Consider the following 16,594-nt stretch of genomic DNA (forward strand, 5'->3'; position numbering starts at 1 on the left):
AATTAGAAAATCATATTGCTGCCATTTGGCGCTTTGTGCATCATTACAATGCTAATTTACAGCTCTAAACGCCTACTTTCTTTGAATTCAGTTTAATTCTCTTGATCCTTTCCTTCAGGGTACTACCGCTTTTTGGAACGGCTGCGGCTTGCATTTTTCTAGCTTTCTCCTCATTCCAGTGGCATCAACTAGGTGCTATCTATTTGCTGATTGGTAGCTTGTTGTATCTCGTCGGTACGGTGGGAGTGACGATCGCCTGTAATGTACCGCTGAACGATGCGCTGGCAAAAGTCGATCCAGGCAGCGCTGAGGGTGCGAGGCTGTGGGCGAGCTACCTTGTTAACTGGACAATCTGGAATCACATTCGATCGGCAGCAGCGCTAGCGGCATCAGCAGTCTTGGCGATCGCCCTCCGTTACCCTTGAAAAAGCGACAGTCAGCCCGTTGCAGGTTGCATACCTTTCGTCCTTTCTGTTCAGAGTCGATCGCCAATCAATCAATCCTAAACGCCTTACGTTGCCTCGGTGTCAAGGGGTGAAGGAAAAAAAAATTTGCCCGATCGGCCGCAATGGCGATTTTTCCGCAGTGCGATCGCTTTTGTGGCAGACTCCCCCGCCGACTCAACAGCAACAAACACCCGCCCAACTAAGCTGGCAAAGCTGTAATCCGCTACAATCGGTGTTTGGTAAAGAATTTTTACGAATTCGCTGCCCTTTACAGCCATTTCGGCTTGTACTAACCAACCTGCGTGAAAATATGGATTTTGCTACTCTTGCCGCCCAGCTAAATGCTGGAACTATCTTGCCGGAGGGAATTATCATCGTCACCCTCCTGGTGGTTCTCGTAGGCGATTTAATCGTAGGCCGCAGTTCCTCTACTTGGACTCCCTACGTGGCCGTTGCGGGTTTGCTAGCCGCCGTTGCTGCTTTGTGTTTGCAGTGGGACAACGTTAATACGATCTCGTTTTTGGGCGGTTTTAACAGCGATGCCTTGAGTTTGGTATTTCGCGGAATTATCGCTTTGACGACGGCTGTCACTATTTTGATATCCGTCCGCTACGTACTGCAAACGGGTACTGCTTTAGCGGAATTTATCTGCATTTTGCTCAGCGCTACTTTGGGGGGAATGTTCCTTTCCGGCGCTAATGAATTGGTGATGATTTTTATTTCGTTGGAAACTCTGAGTATCTCGTCTTATTTGCTGACGGGTTACACAAAACGCGACCCGCGTTCCAATGAAGCTGCTTTGAAATATTTGTTAATTGGTGCATCTTCTTCGGCGGTGTTTCTCTACGGTATTTCGCTGCTGTACGGGTTGTCTGGTGGCCAAACTACGCTAAATGCGATCGCGGCCAACCTTTCTACTGTTAATGACGGTCAATCTCTCGGTTTGGTAATTGCTTTGGTTTTTGCGATCGCCGGCATCGCCTTCAAAATCTCCGCAGTTCCCTTTCACCAATGGACACCGGACGTTTATGAAGGTTCGCCCACACCAGTTGTCGCCTTCCTTTCTGTCGGTTCCAAAGCCGCCGGTTTTGCCCTAGCAATCCGCTTGTTAACAACAGCTTTCCCCGCACTTACGCCGCAGTGGCAATTCATATTCACAGCCTTAGCCATACTCAGCATGGTGTTGGGCAATGTAGTTGCCCTCGCCCAGACTAGCATGAAGCGGCTTTTGGCTTATTCGTCGATCGCCCAAGCCGGTTTTGTAATGATTGGTTTGATTGCAGGAACCGAAGCCGGTTACTCCAGCATGATATTTTATCTGTTGATCTACCTGTTTATGAACCTAGGCGCATTCGCCTGCATCATCCTCTTCTCCCTGCGGACAGGAACCGACCAAATCAGCGAATACTCGGGCTTGTATCAAAAAGACCCGCTGCTAACTTTAGCATTAAGTATTTGCCTGCTTTCTCTCGGCGGAATTCCCCCCCTAGCAGGATTCTTCGGCAAAATCTATCTGTTCTGGGCAGGCTGGCAAGCTGGACTTTACGGCTTAGTTATCCTGGGATTAATTACCAGCGTAATTTCGATTTACTACTACATCCGCGTCGTCAAAATGATGGTAGTAAAAGAACCTCAAGAGATGTCGGATGCGGTGAAGAATTATCCCGAAGTTCGCTGGAACCTTCAGGGAATGCGGCCTTTGCAAGTCAGCGTCGTACTAACTTTAGTCGCGACAACATTGGCTGGGATTTTGTCTAATCCTTTGTTTAACTTAGCAAACGATTCTGTCACCAAAACTCCCATGTTGCAATCGGCAATTAGTCAGGTTGTACCGACTTATGCTGTGAAAGTTGAATCAAATCTCTTGTCTCGCAACGATTGATTTTAGTGGGATTTGAAAGAGTGGAAAGCGCCTAATTGTCAAAGATTAGGCGCTTTTTTATATCTTCAACCTGCGGAGGCAGGTGAGAGTTTGTATAGACGCGGTTTCAACCGCCCGGTCTTCTGTAATCAAATTCAAATCGCCGATGATTGTGATATACTATTAGTCATGATTTTTAACCGCAGATTGAAGCAGATTAACACAGATTAACGCGGATAAAATATAGTGGAGGTGTAAAAATGTTAGTAAAAACCAAGTCAAAGTTTTATACTCCCGATGAGTACCGGCAGTTAGAAGAAACTACTGAGTTTAGAAATGAATATCGCGATGGAGAAATTTTAGAGATGGCCGGTGGCACAATTAATCACAGCCGGATTATCCGAAATTTGAGTAGAGTTTTGGGAAACTTGCTTGAGGGGCAACCTTTTGAGCTTTTTCACAACGATTTGCGGCTGTGGATTCCTCGATACCGGCGGGGAACTTACCCGGATATTATGGTGATTGAAGGAGAACCAGTTTTTACGGAAGGACATACCGACGAGATACTCAATCCAATCATGATTGTGGAAGTCCTTTCTAAGTCTACCAAGGATTTCGATAGAGAGGATAAATTTCGGTTTTATCGCTCGATTCCTGAATTCCGCGAGTATATATTAGTCAATCAATCCGATTTTTTAGTCGCACAGTATATTAAAAATGAATCGAATCAATGGTTGTTTCAGGAATATGAGGGAGAATCGGCAATAGTTGCTTTCGCTACGCTGGGAGTGCAAATGTTGATGAGCGAGATTTACAACAAAGTAGTATTTGAAACGGAGGAAACGGAGGAAACGGAGGAAGCAGAAGTACAGGAATGAAATTCATGCTATTGGGTGATGCAATATCCAGCTTGGTAACACTAAAACAATAATAATTTGGTTGGTGGTGAGGAATTTAGTCCTCTGATTTTTCTGAGGTAAAAAATGGATAACTACCGCATAGTCGAGACTTTGACGGAAAGTCAGGTTTCTGACTTGATGGATTTGTACAAAAACGAGTTTTGGTGCGACAAGCGGAGGCGGGAGGATGTGGTGAAAATGCTTGCGGCTACTGATGTTACCATTGGTTTGGTCGATGAGGGCGATAGGCTAATTGGCATCACCCGCGTCCTCACCGATTTTGTCTACAGGGCGATGGTTTTTGATGTGATTGTCAAGCCGACACACAGAAAAATGGGACTGGGCGCGGTATTGATGGATGCAGTTTTCAATCATCCCGAATTGCAAGCCGTGGAGAGTTTTTCTCTTAATTGTTTGCCGAAAATGATACCATTTTACGAGCGCTGGGGTTTCACGGACGATTTGGGAGAAATTAAGTCTATGCGGCGCAAAAACAGCTAAATTAAGCTCATTTAATGCCCAAGTTTTTCTCGAATTGCATCTTCTTTAAAACCTACTAAAACAGCAGTTCCATCTTTCACAAACAGCGGACGTTTCAGCAGCATCGCATCCTTAGCAAAGGCTTCCACCCATTCTTCACCAGTCCAGTCTTTCTTGTCGTCGCCCAAAGTACGATAAGATTGACCGGAGGTATTTCGCATTGGTTTAAAGCCTAAAGTTTTCACCCAGTTTTCAATTGTTTCGCGAGTTGGTGGCTGTTCTTTTGTGTTAATGAACTCGTAAGTGATGCTGTTATCTTTGAGCCACTGCAAAGCTTTTTTGCAGGTTCCGCAGTTGGGGATTCCGTAAACTTGAATTGACATAATATTTGGGAATTGGGAATGGGGAATTGGGCTCTAGCGTTGCGGAGGGATTGGGAATTGGGAATAACTAACGACAGTTGGCTGTTGACTGTTGACTGTTGACTGTTGACTGTTAACTGTTAACTGTTGACTAAGAGGGCGGGCACGCACCATCCACCGCCCCTACCAACTAATGACTAACAACTAATGACTAATGACTAATGACTAATGACTAATGACTCTTGACTAATTTAGCTTGTTGAATCCATTGTTGCACGCGATCGACCGAAGGAGTCAAATCATTGCGCTGCATTGTCGCTACGTGCAGTCTCAGGATTTGTTGGTGCAACCTCTCCACGGGCATTTGAGCTAATTGAGCGGCAGAAGCAACGCCGGCGTGCAGCAACAGCCCGCAATACTGACAGCCGACACTGGGAATCCGAGCCAGCTCTGCCATCGCTACCCATTTATTAACTGATAGAATGTTAATGTGTAATTGATTTGCTAATAATGCTTTCGCAGCCGGTGTTTTCGTCATGCGAATTAATTGCGCGGTTGTGGTGATGCCGCATTGTTCTAGTTGAGACTGGTTTTCATTGCTCAATCCCGGCAAGTGTTCGATCGGCCAATCCCGTATTTGTACGGAATTTTTAGGAGCTTTGTGAGGAATTTTCATCTTATTTTCAGGGAATTTACTTATACTTTAAAGTCGAAAATATCAAGCCGTCAATAGATGCGATCGCTCTTGTTACAACATCTACAAAAACCCGATCGACTACTTTGGTCGATCGCCCCTGTTGCTACAGGGAATGTTAATTACTTGCCGCGCAACACTTTCAGCCTTTGTTGCCTTGCTGTCTGGCAAGATTTGTGCTGAACAAATTCCTGTCGGCGGCGATCGCAAATGCGATCGAAAACGCTACGCACAAGATGATAGCAAGAAATAATATAAAGATTAGACTTTTTTCCAAATGACTGCTAAGTTTGAAGTCAAGACTTTATTTATTTTAAGACTGAGAATTAAAGGACTGAAGTCCTTACTACAAACAAAATTCAAAATAATCTGCTGTTAGCCATGACCATTACTAAGACTGATGATATGTTAAAAGATATTTTACACCAACGGCGGCAAAAACTTGCCAATTTAATTGATTTTCCGGTAATTCTTTGGTCTGGGCGCAGCATTCCTCGCAATTATCCGGCGCTGACTTTTCCTTTTCGCGCCAGCAGTCACTTTCTATATTTTGCAGGTTTGCAGTTAGAAAATGCTGCGATTCGCTTAGAATCGGGTAAATTAGAATTGTTCTTAGATGATGCAGATTCTAGCAGCACTCTTTGGCATGGAGAAATGCCGAAACGTGCAGAAATTGCTGAATTAATTGGGGCTGATGCTGCTTTCCCCATGACTGAATTAAAAGCGCGCTCCACAAATGCCGCCACGATCGCCCTTCAGGATAGCTTGACTCTGTTGCAACAGTCACAAATTCTCGATCGCCCCCTTGCACCGTCCAAAGCGCCAACCGGCATCGATCTAGAATTAACTCAGGCGATCGTATCGCTGCGCCTGAGCCACGATGCAGCCAGTTTGGTCGAATTGCGTCAAGCTGCCGCTGTCACCGTAGCAGCGCACAAAGCGGGCATGGCGGCCACAGGAAATGCTCGCATCGAAGCAGGGATTCGCGCTGCAATGGAAAGTGTCATCATCTCGGAAAACATGACCTATGCCTATCCGAGTATTGTTACGGTACAGGGCGAAGTTCTGCACAGCGAACACTATCACAATCCGCTACAAACAGGAGATTTGCTGCTAGCAGATGTCGGGGCAGAAACATCAATGGGATGGGCGGCAGATGTGACTCGCACTTGGCCGGTTTCGGGCAAATTTTCGCCAACTCAAAGAGCAATTTATGATGTGGTTTTGGCAGCGCACGATGCTTGTATTGAGAAAATTAGTCCGGGGGTGGAATATCAAGATATTCACCTGTTAGCTGCTCGAATTATGGCGGCAGGATTGGTAGATTTGGGTATTTTGCAGGGGAATGTTGAAGATTTGGTAGAAATGGATGCTCACGCGCTGTTTTTTGTGCACGGCATCGGGCATTTAATCGGTTTGGATGTTCACGATATGGAAGATTTGGGCGATTTGGCTGGCTATGCAGCCGGAAGAACGAGAAGCAGTCGGTTTGGGTTGGGTTTTTTGCGGCTGAATCGAGTTTTGCGTCCGGGAATGCTGGTATCGATCGAACCTGGTTTTTATCAAGTGCCGGCAATTTTGAATAACTCTGAAAATCGCGCCAAATATAAAGAATTTGTAAAGTGGGACGAGTTGGAAAAATTCGCGGACGTCCGGGGCATACGCATTGAAGATGATATACTTGTTACCGAAGAGGGTAGAGAAGTATTAACAGGGAAATTGCCAGCGAAAGCTCAGGAAATTGAGGAGTTAGTTGCGGTAAGTATGTAGGGATAGATCGCAAAGCGGGCGATCGTCCACAGTTCTAACAGGCGAGAAAAAAGATAAATAAAGATGAACAAAGCTTGGCAAACAGGTATTTTGATGTTAGTTGAAAAACTAGCAGCGCAAGTCCAAAAATTTGCAGCGCGGAGACTTGGACGGATTTTTCGCAACCGTATATCCTCGCCGCCGCCGATGCAAGTTGCACCTTTCCCCAGCAACGAAGAAGAGAGACTAAAAGCACTTCACCGCTACCAGATTCTCGATACAGATGCCGACGAAGCTTTTGATGACCTAACAGCTTTAGCATCCTATATTTGCGGCACTCCTATTGCTTTAGTCAGCTTAATAGACGCTAACCGACAGTGGTTTAAATCAAAAGTCGGTTTGGACGCCTCAGAAACTCCTAGAGAGTTAGCATTTTGCGCTCACGCTATTTTAAATCCCAATGAATTGTTAGTTATACCCAATGCTCTAGAAGACGATCGCTTTGCGGGGAATCCGTTAGTAACTGCCAATCCCAATATTCGGTTTTATGCTGGAGCGCCGCTAGTAACTTCTGATGGTTTCCCGATCGGCACTTTGTGCGCGATAGATACAATTCCGCGCCACCTCACTCCAGAACAATTAGAAGCGCTGCGGACGTTAGGAAGGCAAATTATTAACCAAATGGAGTTGCGAATTAATTATGCTAAATTAAAGCGCGCCCAGAGCCGGGAAAAACAAGTTGAAGCAAAACTTCGGTCTACTGACGAGCAAATTGTCAATTTTTTAGAAGGAATGAGCGATGCTTTTTTTGCTCTCGACCTCCAGTGGCGATTTACTTACGTCAATTACAAAGCCTCGCAATTTTTGCAGCGCGTACCGGAAGAACTTTTTGGTAAAACTTTTTGGGAAGAGTTTCCCGATTTAATAAGTTCGGTATTTTATGAAGAGTGTCATCAAGCTGTAGCCAAACAAGTGGGAGTGAATTTTGAGAAATATTATCGTCCCTTAAAACTGTGGTTGGAAGTCCGGGCTTTTCCCAGTCATGACGGCATTTCTGTATTTTTTCACGACATCACTAAGCGTAAGCAGATGCAATCGGCACTCAGGAAACAACAGAAAAAAACTGAGGATTTACTGCTAAATATTTTGCCCGAACCGATCGCCAACAGGTTGAGGCACGAACCGGGGCTAATTGCAGACAAGTTTGAAAAAGCCACTATTCTTTTTGCTGATTTGGTGAATTTTACCCAAATTTCTACCACGATGCCCGCCACTCAATTAGTATATTTACTGAATGAAATTTTTTCAATTTTCGACAAGCTCAGCGACAAGCATGGATTAGAGAAAATCAAAACGATCGGGGATGCTTATATGGTAGCGGGCGGTATTCCGATTGAACGCCCAGATCACGCTGAGGCGATCGCCGAAATGGCACTGGATATGCTAGTAGCAATTCAGGAATTAAATGTGAAGCTAGAGGCGAATTTTGCGATCCGCATCGGGATTAATAGCGGCCCGGTGGTGGCGGGGGTAATCGGCACTAAAAAATTCATTTACGATTTGTGGGGAAATGCGGTAAATACAGCCAGCCGCATGGAATCTCACGGCATACCGGGCCGCATTCAAGTCAGCCACTATACTTATAACTTGCTGCACGATAAATATGAATTTGAAGACCGGGGTGAGATCGAGATTAAAGGTAAAGGAAGAATGCAGACTTATTTCCTGACGGGCCCGAAAACAGCAAGGGAGATGGAAATAGTCGGAGATTAAATTTAGAACAGGAAAGTTCGGTAACGGATTTTTTAACGGATGTAACGGATAGTGAAGTAGGGTGCGTCAGAAGTGTAAAATTTGTGCGACAAATTCACAATCTCATTGTGACGTACCAACTAATGAATAAATGGTGTGTCAGTTCTAAAATTTTCGGTGAGAATTGAGAATTATCTTGCCTGACGCACCCTACGGCTAAGATTTGAAAGTACCTGAAACATTAGGCCCGATCGCCTGCCAAGCAAAACAACAGCAACAGTTGTCAACAAATCAGATTATGCTATACACACGCAGAGAGATCCAAGCAATCCCAAGCGCGGTACTCGACGTTATAAAAATATTAAGTTGAAGTCCTCGGAGCCTTTAATATGGTTCAATTTCATATTCAAACAGATAGCGAGATCCCTGCATCCACTCAACTATTCAATCAAATCAGGTTTGCGATCGCCTCCCGCCAGTTTCCGCCCGGACACCGCTTGCCGAGTACCAGACAACTAGCCATGCAGACTGGTTTGCACCGCAACACCATCAGCAAAGTTTACCGACAGCTCGAAAATACCGGACTTGTAGAGGCCCAAGCCGGATCGGGGATTTACGTCCGCGCTCAAGGCCACGAGGGCGGCAGTAAACTCAAATCCCCGATCCTCAATGAATACCCGCTTGCTAACCGAATAGTGCAAGAAAGTATGGATCAACTGCTGGGACAGGGCTGTACGCTCAACCAAGCCAGGGAATTATTTTTGGCCGAAATTGACTGGCGGCTCAGGTGCAGCGCCCGAGTCGTCGTCACAGCCCCCGCAGAAGACATCGGCGTGGGCGAGCTGATGGCGAAAGAACTCGAACAAGCTTTGCGGATTCCTATACAGTTGGTGGCGATGGAAGAGTTGGCTACTTTTCTCGATCAAATCTCTTCGGGAACTGTAATCACGAGTCGCTATTTTATCGGACAAGCAGAATTCATCGCAGCACCCCGTTCGGTGCGAGTCATTCCCGTAGACATCTACGACTACGGTCAGGAAATCCAGCTTGTGACGGGTTTACCGAAAGACAGTTATTTGGGTTTAGTCAGTTTGAGCCCGGGAATGTTGCGATCGACTGAAGTGATCATCCACAGCATCCGGGGCGAGGATTTGCTGGTGATGACGGCTTTGCTCTCGGATGCCTACAAGATTAACTCGATCGTGCGATCGGCGAGAACAATTTTCTGCGACCAACCGAGCTTTGCTACAGTAAAAGCTGCCATTAACGCTGCCCGAGAGGATATTATTCGTCCCCCGCAACTGATATGCTCTGAAAATTACATCGGCTCTAAGTCGATTAATTTGCTCAAGCGCGAGTTGGGCTTGGGGTAAGTCAGTTGGTAGTTGGTAGTTGGTAGTTGGTAGTTGGTAGTTGGCAGTTGGTAGTTGGTAGTTGTTAGTTGTTAGTTGTTATTTGTTATTTGTTTGTTGTTTGTTAGTTGTTATTTGTTAGTTGTTATTTGTTAATTAATTGTTAATTGTTGTTAATTGTTAGCCAACAGTCAACAGCCAACAGCCAACAGTCAACAGTCAACAGTCAACAGTCAACAGCCAACAGTCAACAGTCAACAGTCAACAGTCAACAGCCAACAGCCAACAGCCAACAGTCATTAGTTAATTCCCATTTCCAATGACTACTAACAACCAACAACTAACAACCAACAACTAACAACTAACAACCAACAACTAACAACCAACAACTAACAACCAACAACTAACAACCAACAACTGACAACCAACAACTGACAACCAACAACTGACTAATTACCAATTACCAATTACCAATAACCCATGCCAATTGAAATCCAACCCTCAATTAATGTTAAAACTGCGATCGAAAGCCGACGGGCCGCGCGCAGTTTCAAGCCCGATCGAATTCCCTCAGCTATATTGGCAGAAATTTTGCGCTTGGGAGTGCGATCGCCCTCCGGTTACAACTTGCAGCCTTGGCGGTTTATCGTACTTGAAGACGAAGCCAGCAAAGAAAAATTAAAAACTTGCGCCTTCGACCAGCGCCAAGTGGTAGAAGCCCCAATCGTGTTAATCTGTTGTGGCGATCGGCGCGCCGCCGAGCCCGAAAACACTGAAGCCGTCATCGAATTGGGCAAAGCCGCAGGCGCAATGAATGACAATTTAGCCGGTTATATACGCCAAGCAATCCCGCAATTATTCGAGAACCGTCCCTGTTTCGACTCTGTAGAAACTTGGACAAACAGACATACAATGCTCGCAGTAGCTCACTTAATGATTGCAGCTAAAAGCTTTGGAGTAGACAGTTGTCCGATGGAAGGTTTTGTCAGCGCTAAGGTGAAAGAAGCCTTTGAAATTCCTGAACAAGTAGATGTTTGCTGTTTGCTACCGCTTGGTTATGCAGCAGAACCTTTCAAACAATACGGTGGGCGTTTTGATGTGACTCAAGTTTATTACAGCGAAACCTATGGAAAAGAGTTGCAAATTGAGACTTAAGAGTTAAGAGTTGAGAGTTGAGAGTTGAGATTTGAAGGAGTCGGTACAAGTTCAAACAAATCGGAACTACGGACAATTTCGCAATTTCGCAATCCGAAATCGCAATCTAAAATCTAAAATCTAAAATCGCAAGTGGTGAGAGCAGAAAGAGGAACAAAGTATGACAGTAGCAGCACGACAAAGCAAGGCACAAATTCTAGAAGTCAAGTTGCAGAAGCACTTACAAGCAGCCGGATTAAAAAAATTACCGCTTTATATCAGTTGCGATTTTAGAGATGACTCTTTAACGGTTGTCGGAGAACACCCGCGAAGTGTAGTTATCAAAGCAAAACCGACTTTTACGGTGCTAGAAGCGGCTATTCTCGAAATAGAACCAGAATCTATTGAACAGATTGGACTTTGCCTAAAAATTACCGGACAAAAACAGCCCTATGCTTTCCATTCTTTTACCATGCACAACCCTGTTTTGTCAAGACCCAGAACAGTGGAAGTGCGAAAGAAAGTCGAGGAAATACCCGCAGTAGAAACGGGGATTGTGCTAGCAATAAATGCGGCAGAGACGGCGGATGGAGCGGAGGAAATGCTGTTAGAAACAGATATTAAAGAGCAGGGAGATGATGAAGATTTTCCTGATTTATCTGAGAGTTCCAACAATTCCGAGCCGATCGCCTTTAAGGTAGCTACAATTCCGGGAGATTTTGCAGAAAATCCCTTCAATTCCCTAGATATGGAAGCGGTAACAGTTTCTCAAACACCAAAGTATTCACCGTGGGCTGTGCTGGCGGCGACAGGAATCGTCAGCTTGGCGGCGATAATTCTGGCAGGGGGTTATTACCTGTTGAGTCGCCCCTGTGTCATCGGAGAATGCCCTGCACTAGCTAATGCTAAACAGTTGAGCGACAATTCGATCCGAACGCTGAAAACTTCAAAGGTTGCTAACAGCCCCGAAGAAGCGCAGGAACAGTTAAAAGGGGCGATCGCCCTTTTGGAACCGATTCCTGCTTGGTCAATTCATCGCGGCGAAGCTCAAACCGCCCTGGAAAAATACCGCCAGCAAAGTCAGAATGTAAACTCTGCGATCGATGGCGCGCGCCTCGCGGAGTCAGCAGCCAGGAAAACCGGAAATCCTCCTTATTCTGCCGAGAATTGGCAGGAAGCGCAAGCTCTGTGGCAAAGCGCGATCGCCCAACTCGGAGAAATCCCCCAAGACAGCCCTGTTTATCCCTACGCTCAGAAAAAAGCCAAGGAATATCGGAAGAATTTAGCCACAGGAAACAAGGAATTAGGAACAGAAAAACAAGCCCAAAAAACCTTGATCGAAGCCAAAAATACGGCCCAAATAGCAGAAGCTCGCGAAGCAGTAGCTCAGACAGCCGAAAGTTGGATTCAAGTGCAAGCTGGTTGGGAAAAAGCCCTGGATATAATATCAGAAATTCCCAGCAATACGCAATCTTACCAACAAGGTAAATTGCTAGTTCCGAGATACGAAACGAAGCTTTCCCAAGCTCGCGAGCGCAAAAATGTTGAAGGAATTTCGGAAAACGGCTACACTCAAGCAGTGAGTTTAGCAGCGGAAGCGATGATTTTTGAGGGGAAAAATGAATGGTTTAAGGCATCGGAATACTGGCGGAGAGCTTTGAGTTATGCCGAGCAAGTTCCGGCGGCCACTGCTTATTCCCAGAAAGCCAAACCACTGATTGATTCCTACACAAAATCCTTGGAGCAAGCAGAAGTAAAGTTGAAGGAAGAAAGGAATCTGCAAAAAGCGCGGGCGGATTTAGATAAAACTTGCAAAGGTAAGCCGAAGATTTGCGACTATACTGTTAGCAAAGATTTGATTGCGGTGCAGATGACTTCCGATTACGTACAGAAACTGCAACAAACTTTCATCCAAGCGGAAAACAAGAAGGCTCTGAAGACTCGTCAAGCTGTGGAAAAGCACGTTGAAACGTTGCAAAAAGCTTTGGAGGCGATCGCCGAAAACGCCAAAATTCCGATGCAGGTGTACAATGGCGAAGGCAAGCGGATTGCGAGCCACGAACCGAAGTAGCCCGGATTTGAACATATTGTAGGGTTATATCAATTCCGGTTGCACTCAGGGGGAATTGTTGACTGTTGACTGTTAACTGTTGACTCGATTTGATTATTCCTGAGTTACTCCGCAATCAATCCAGCTTGAAAAACTTGTTGCGCCGTCAAATTCAACTCTGGAAAAGTTGGCGACTCAATCCGATCGTTTCCCCGAAACAAACTAACCTCATATTCGCCGTCAACCAACCGATAAACCGATATCGTTGGTTGTTTGGGATTGCCAATAAACCTGCGGCCGCCCAAACCGAGATAATCCACAATCCAGTATTCAGGAATCCCGATTAGTTCGTATTCGCCTACTTTTTTGATGTAGTCATCTTGCCAGTTGTTACTAACTACTTCTATAACCAGCGGAATTGAGGCTCCTTGAGTCACAGTTGAAAACTTTTGCCACAGAGGTTCTGATGCTAAATTTGGGCGATTTAAGATCGGAATGTCCGGCGAATAAGCTGATTGGTTTTCCAGTGGTTTAACTAATGCTTGTTTGGGGATGAAGTACGGCAGGTTTAGGCGATCGAATTCCACGGTCAATTTTCTTGCTAAAAAACCGATAACTTCTTCATGTTCTCCTAATGGCTGTGACATTTCAACAATCTCTCCATTGTGCAGTTCGTAGCGTCCGTTGTCTGGCTTCCATTCCGCAAATTCTTCAAAAGTTAGCGTTTTAGTTGCTATTTGAATCATGGCTATTTCTCCTGAATGATGGCCGGGCGGGCTAGAACCCCACCCCACAAAAAACTAAACTCTTGTGGAAAATGCCGGAGAGCCTGTTCAATAAAACAAGGCTAAATGCAAGTTCCTACATACATAATATTACCAGTTCCAATCCCTCCGCTTCGCTCCGCCCAATCCCTCCGCTTCGCTCCGCCCAATCCCTCCGCTTCGCGCTCGCCCAATGCCCTGCGCGGGCCAATTCCCAATCCCTCCGCAACGCTAGAGCCCAATTCCCAATTATCATTTTATCAACTGTGCATCTTGATTAAAAAAACTGCGGCACAATCCCTCAGTCAACAACAGAGTTGCGATTAAAGTTGCCAGCGCTAACACAAACATAATTAAGATTTGGTAAGATGCTGCATCGAGAGGACTGACACCGCTGAGCATTTGACCTGTCATCATTCCTGGCAATGTCACAATTCCTACGACGGTCATTGTATTTAATGTCGGGATTAATCCAGCTTTGATCGCATCTTTGCGGTACTGTTTTACTGCTTGCTGCGGTGTGGAACCTAAACTTAAATGGGTTTCTATTTCTAACTGGCTGCTGTTAACTGTACTGACAAGTCTTTCACCGGCGATCGCCCCAGAGTTCATCGCATTGCCCAAAATCATCCCCGCTAGGGGAATCAAATACTGCGGTTCGTACCAGGGGTCAGGTTGCAAAATTAGCAAGTTTGTATAGCCCAAAGTCAAGGCCGTGCTAATCAAAATCGAACCCGAAACTAACGGTAGTAAGTGCTTGATTTTTTTGCTGATGCGGTTGCTAGCTACCATGCTAGCTGTTGTCAGCATGATTGCTAAAACTGCTAAAACCACCCAAGGATTTTTTCCCTCCGGGGCAAATACGACGGCCAGCACGTAGCCGACTAGGATTAGCTGGATCAGGGTGCGGCCCGCCGCGATCGCGATCGCCCCCTCCAATCCCAATCCCTGCCACGCCGAAAGCCCGATCGCGATCGCCACCATCCCCAAAGCCCAACCCAAATCAGTAAACTCTAGCTGAATTAACATCGGCGCTCTCTTTCGATCGAGTGATTGTTTGCCCCTCCAACTATAAAATATTTGAAGAAACGTTTCTCAAAAACAGTTTTGCTGCAAGAATTTGCTGTGATAATGGTTGAAATTTTTGGTGTGAAGAGTGAATAAAGTTCCCCCCCTCGACTTAAGCCAGCAGTACGCCCAGATCGGCGAGGAAATAACCGCTGCGGTGCAAAAAGTGCTCGCCTCTGGCGGCTACATAGGCGGCCCCGCCGTGAAAAGTTTTGAACGAGAATTCGCCGACTACACCGGCGTTTCCGACTGCGTTGGCTGCAACTCGGGCACGGATGCGCTGATTTTGGCCTTGCGAGCTCTCAAAATTGGCCCCGGCGATGAAGTGATTACCACTCCTTTTACTTTTTTTGCTTCGGCTGAGACAATTAGCGCCGTCGGTGCAACTCCGGTATTTGTCGATATTGACAGCGAGACTTTTAATTTGGATGTCGAACTCCTCGAAGCGGCAATTACCCAAAAAACCAAGGCAATTATGCCCGTGCATATCTTCGGTCAACCCACAGACATGACTCGGTTGATGGAAATTGCCACCAAGCATAACTTAGCCGTAATTGAAGATTGCGCCCAGTCTGTCGGGGCCCTGTGGCAGTCTCAAAAAGTCGGCAGCATCGGCCATGTCGGCTGTTTCAGCTTTTATCCCACCAAAAACTTAGGCGCTTGCGGTGACGGCGGCGCGGTGACAACAAACGATGCAGCCCTCGCAGCTTCCATGAGAATGCTCAAAGAACACGGACAGTCTTCTAGGTATTTCTACGAGGAAATCGGCTACAACAGCCGTTTAGATGCCCTGCAAGCGGTGATTCTCAGCATTAAATTGCGGTATCTCGACAGTTGGAACGCCCAGCGGCGCGAAAAAGCAGCCGTTTATAACGAATTTCTCTCCCGCGTGCCCGGAGTTGCTGTCCCCAAGGAATTGCCAGCAGCTAAGGGAGTTTGGAATCAATACACAATTCGGCTGATAAGTCAAGAAGACCGGCCAAACTCCTCTGGCAATTTCCGGGACTCGGTGCGGGAGCGGTTGCAGGAATCCGGCATCGGTTCGATGGTTTACTATCCGTTACCCTTGCACCTGCAACCTGTTTACAAATCTTTGGGCTATCACGTCGGTGATTTACCTGTGGCAGAGCAAGTTTGTCGCGAAGTCTTGTCTTTGCCGATGTTTCCCGAACTTTCGAGGGATCAACAAGAGCGGGCGATTTATGGACTCAAAGATTGTTTGGCACATAGCCGGTAGCATCCGGTAGCTTTGGCCCGATCGCCCGATCGACAGAAACGCCCCAAAATATAGAAATTGCAGGGTTGCAGTGCCGTACTGGTGCAGCGGTCAGAGAAATATATTAAGTATTTTGACCGATCGCTTGTACTTTTATCAAAATTAATGGGTTTAAAACCCCGTCCTTGTAGGACGGCTTTGTGCTAGAATGTATATACCGAGAGCAAACAACGGATATCTTGAGAGTAAAATTCAGGCCGGGGCCGGGGCCTCCAAACGATATAAACTGGTTTGTATTTGTACCGATGGATGGTCGGGAAAGGAAACTGTCTGGGCAATCAGAGCGTCGGGGATATGTGGGTAACTACAGATCCAGATAGTGGGTGAAAAACCGCAAGGAAACAACCAGAAAATCTAAATCGTGAGGTTTAGAAGCTTTGCCCTTTTAGGGCGGAGTAATGTCACGTACTATCATTAATTAATGATAAAGAAACAAATTTAGGCTGGCAATCCGCCTAGAACGGGTGCATCTTCCGATCGCCTAAAATTGGCGATGCGATCGGTCAGTAGATTTTAGATTTTAGATTTTAGATTTACTTGCAACTCGGTAAATCACCGAAGCAGCAACTAAAGTCTCAAATTTTGGAATCGACTTTTTAGGGCGAGTCAACAATGGGAGCATCTCATTTTCGCACAAACGATGTTTTTTTACAGTGCGATCGTCCCCGCTGGCGTGCTTGACAAAGATCGCGAGCGGGGACGATCGC

17 protein-coding genes are annotated in these 16,594 nt (G+C 46.0%); 12 read left to right on the plus strand and 5 right to left on the minus strand.

The features are described from left to right. Window positions 1-101: 101 nt before the first annotated feature. The 4 genes from IQ263_RS17775 to IQ263_RS17790 all read left to right on the plus strand — a co-directional run bounded on the left by IQ263_RS17775 (window position 102) and on the right by IQ263_RS17790 (window position 3,707). Window positions 102-425 carry an anthrone oxygenase family protein gene (locus IQ263_RS17775; protein WP_228050146.1) on the plus strand — a complete coding sequence of 108 codons (324 nt, stop codon included), beginning with the start codon at window positions 102-104 and terminating at the stop codon, window positions 423-425. Window positions 426-756: 331 nt separating this feature from the next. Continuing rightward, a complete protein-coding gene (locus IQ263_RS17780) occupies window positions 757-2,328 on the plus strand; it encodes an NAD(P)H-quinone oxidoreductase subunit N (protein WP_194068881.1) in 1,572 nt (523 codons plus the stop codon). Between the two features lie 239 nt (window positions 2,329-2,567). Next, window positions 2,568-3,185: a Uma2 family endonuclease gene (locus IQ263_RS17785; RefSeq protein WP_194068831.1), complete on the plus strand. Its 618-nt coding sequence runs from the start codon at window positions 2,568-2,570 to the stop codon at window positions 3,183-3,185. A 105-nt stretch (window positions 3,186-3,290) separates the two neighbouring features. Next, window positions 3,291-3,707 carry a GNAT family N-acetyltransferase gene (locus IQ263_RS17790; RefSeq protein ID WP_194068833.1) on the plus strand — a complete coding sequence of 139 codons (417 nt, stop codon included), beginning with the start codon at window positions 3,291-3,293 and terminating at the stop codon, window positions 3,705-3,707. An 11-nt stretch (window positions 3,708-3,718) separates the two neighbouring features. Here IQ263_RS17790 and IQ263_RS17795 read toward each other — a convergent pair whose 3' ends face one another. Further along, window positions 3,719-4,069 (minus strand): Spx/MgsR family RNA polymerase-binding regulatory protein, encoded by a 351-nt coding sequence (locus IQ263_RS17795; RefSeq protein ID WP_194068835.1) that lies wholly within the window; start codon window positions 4,067-4,069, stop codon window positions 3,719-3,721. Window positions 4,070-4,280: 211 nt separating this feature from the next. Next, window positions 4,281-4,724: a DUF4332 domain-containing protein gene (locus IQ263_RS17800; protein WP_194068837.1), complete on the minus strand. Its 444-nt coding sequence runs from the start codon at window positions 4,722-4,724 to the stop codon at window positions 4,281-4,283. 133 nt (window positions 4,725-4,857) lie between these two features. On the opposite strand from IQ263_RS17800, the gene IQ263_RS17805 reads away from it, so the two are divergent. The 7 genes from IQ263_RS17805 to IQ263_RS17830 all read left to right on the plus strand — a co-directional run bounded on the left by IQ263_RS17805 (window position 4,858) and on the right by IQ263_RS17830 (window position 12,800). Further along, window positions 4,858-4,995 carry a hypothetical protein gene (locus tag IQ263_RS17805; protein WP_194068839.1) on the plus strand — a complete coding sequence of 46 codons (138 nt, stop codon included), beginning with the start codon at window positions 4,858-4,860 and terminating at the stop codon, window positions 4,993-4,995. Window positions 4,996-5,123: 128 nt separating this feature from the next. Next, window positions 5,124-6,512 (plus strand): aminopeptidase P family protein, encoded by a 1,389-nt coding sequence (locus tag IQ263_RS17810; RefSeq protein WP_194068841.1) that lies wholly within the window; start codon window positions 5,124-5,126, stop codon window positions 6,510-6,512. Between the two features lie 186 nt (window positions 6,513-6,698). Beyond that, window positions 6,699-8,264, plus strand: a complete 1,566-nt coding sequence (locus IQ263_RS17815) for an adenylate/guanylate cyclase domain-containing protein (RefSeq protein ID WP_370589113.1) — start codon at window positions 6,699-6,701, stop codon at window positions 8,262-8,264. Window positions 8,265-8,632: 368 nt separating this feature from the next. Next, window positions 8,633-9,616: a GntR family transcriptional regulator gene (locus IQ263_RS17820; RefSeq protein ID WP_194068845.1), complete on the plus strand. Its 984-nt coding sequence runs from the start codon at window positions 8,633-8,635 to the stop codon at window positions 9,614-9,616. Window positions 9,617-9,772: 156 nt separating this feature from the next. After that, complete coding sequence (locus tag IQ263_RS29625; protein ID WP_304941032.1) at window positions 9,773-9,898, plus strand: hypothetical protein; 126 nt, start codon at window positions 9,773-9,775, stop codon at window positions 9,896-9,898. Between the two features lie 177 nt (window positions 9,899-10,075). After that, window positions 10,076-10,750 (plus strand): nitroreductase family protein, encoded by a 675-nt coding sequence (locus tag IQ263_RS17825; protein ID WP_194068847.1) that lies wholly within the window; start codon window positions 10,076-10,078, stop codon window positions 10,748-10,750. 160 nt (window positions 10,751-10,910) lie between these two features. Then, the gene (locus IQ263_RS17830) at window positions 10,911-12,800 is read left to right on the plus strand and encodes a hypothetical protein (protein ID WP_194068849.1); all 1,890 of its coding nucleotides are present in this window, start codon (window positions 10,911-10,913) and stop codon (window positions 12,798-12,800) included. 104 nt (window positions 12,801-12,904) lie between these two features. Here the strand turns inward: IQ263_RS17830 and IQ263_RS17835 are convergent, their stop codons facing one another. The 3 genes from IQ263_RS17835 to IQ263_RS17845 form a co-directional block, all read right to left on the minus strand. Next, a complete protein-coding gene (locus IQ263_RS17835) occupies window positions 12,905-13,525 on the minus strand; it encodes a Uma2 family endonuclease (protein ID WP_194068851.1) in 621 nt (206 codons plus the stop codon). A gap of 101 nt (window positions 13,526-13,626) precedes the next feature. Next, complete coding sequence (locus tag IQ263_RS17840) at window positions 13,627-13,785, minus strand: hypothetical protein (protein ID WP_194068852.1); 159 nt, start codon at window positions 13,783-13,785, stop codon at window positions 13,627-13,629. A 10-nt stretch (window positions 13,786-13,795) separates the two neighbouring features. After that, window positions 13,796-14,572 carry an ABC transporter permease gene (locus tag IQ263_RS17845; protein WP_194068854.1) on the minus strand — a complete coding sequence of 259 codons (777 nt, stop codon included), beginning with the start codon at window positions 14,570-14,572 and terminating at the stop codon, window positions 13,796-13,798. A 127-nt stretch (window positions 14,573-14,699) separates the two neighbouring features. Between IQ263_RS17845 and IQ263_RS17850 the strand changes: the two genes are divergently transcribed. Next, the gene (locus IQ263_RS17850) at window positions 14,700-15,848 is read left to right on the plus strand and encodes a DegT/DnrJ/EryC1/StrS family aminotransferase (RefSeq protein ID WP_194068857.1); all 1,149 of its coding nucleotides are present in this window, start codon (window positions 14,700-14,702) and stop codon (window positions 15,846-15,848) included. Window positions 15,849-16,594: the final 746 nt, after the last annotated feature.

Origin of the sequence: Tychonema sp. LEGE 06208 (assembly GCF_015207505.1) — a bacterium.
GTDB lineage: Bacteria > Cyanobacteriota > Cyanobacteriia > Cyanobacteriales > Microcoleaceae > Microcoleus.

Bases quoted from the DNA above. Each gene is read 5' to 3' on its own strand.
- IQ263_RS17780 (WP_194068881.1), top strand. From the start codon at position 757: ATGGATTTTGCTACTCTTGCCGCCCAGCTAAATGCTGGAACTATCTTG.
- IQ263_RS17785 (WP_194068831.1), top strand. From the start codon at position 2,568: ATGTTAGTAAAAACCAAGTCAAAGTTTTATACTCCCGATGAGTACCGG.
- IQ263_RS17790 (WP_194068833.1), top strand. From the start codon at position 3,291: ATGGATAACTACCGCATAGTCGAGACTTTGACGGAAAGTCAGGTTTCT.
- IQ263_RS17795 (WP_194068835.1), bottom strand. From the start codon at position 4,069: ATGTCAATTCAAGTTTACGGAATCCCCAACTGCGGAACCTGCAAAAAA.
- IQ263_RS17800 (WP_194068837.1), bottom strand. From the start codon at position 4,724: ATGAAAATTCCTCACAAAGCTCCTAAAAATTCCGTACAAATACGGGAT.
- IQ263_RS17805 (WP_194068839.1), top strand. From the start codon at position 4,858: ATGTTAATTACTTGCCGCGCAACACTTTCAGCCTTTGTTGCCTTGCTG.
- IQ263_RS17810 (WP_194068841.1), top strand. From the start codon at position 5,124: ATGACCATTACTAAGACTGATGATATGTTAAAAGATATTTTACACCAA.
- IQ263_RS17815 (WP_370589113.1), top strand. From the start codon at position 6,699: ATGCAAGTTGCACCTTTCCCCAGCAACGAAGAAGAGAGACTAAAAGCA.
- IQ263_RS17820 (WP_194068845.1), top strand. From the start codon at position 8,633: ATGGTTCAATTTCATATTCAAACAGATAGCGAGATCCCTGCATCCACT.
- IQ263_RS17825 (WP_194068847.1), top strand. From the start codon at position 10,076: ATGCCAATTGAAATCCAACCCTCAATTAATGTTAAAACTGCGATCGAA.
- IQ263_RS17830 (WP_194068849.1), top strand. From the start codon at position 10,911: ATGACAGTAGCAGCACGACAAAGCAAGGCACAAATTCTAGAAGTCAAG.
- IQ263_RS17835 (WP_194068851.1), bottom strand. From the start codon at position 13,525: ATGATTCAAATAGCAACTAAAACGCTAACTTTTGAAGAATTTGCGGAA.
- IQ263_RS17845 (WP_194068854.1), bottom strand. From the start codon at position 14,572: ATGTTAATTCAGCTAGAGTTTACTGATTTGGGTTGGGCTTTGGGGATG.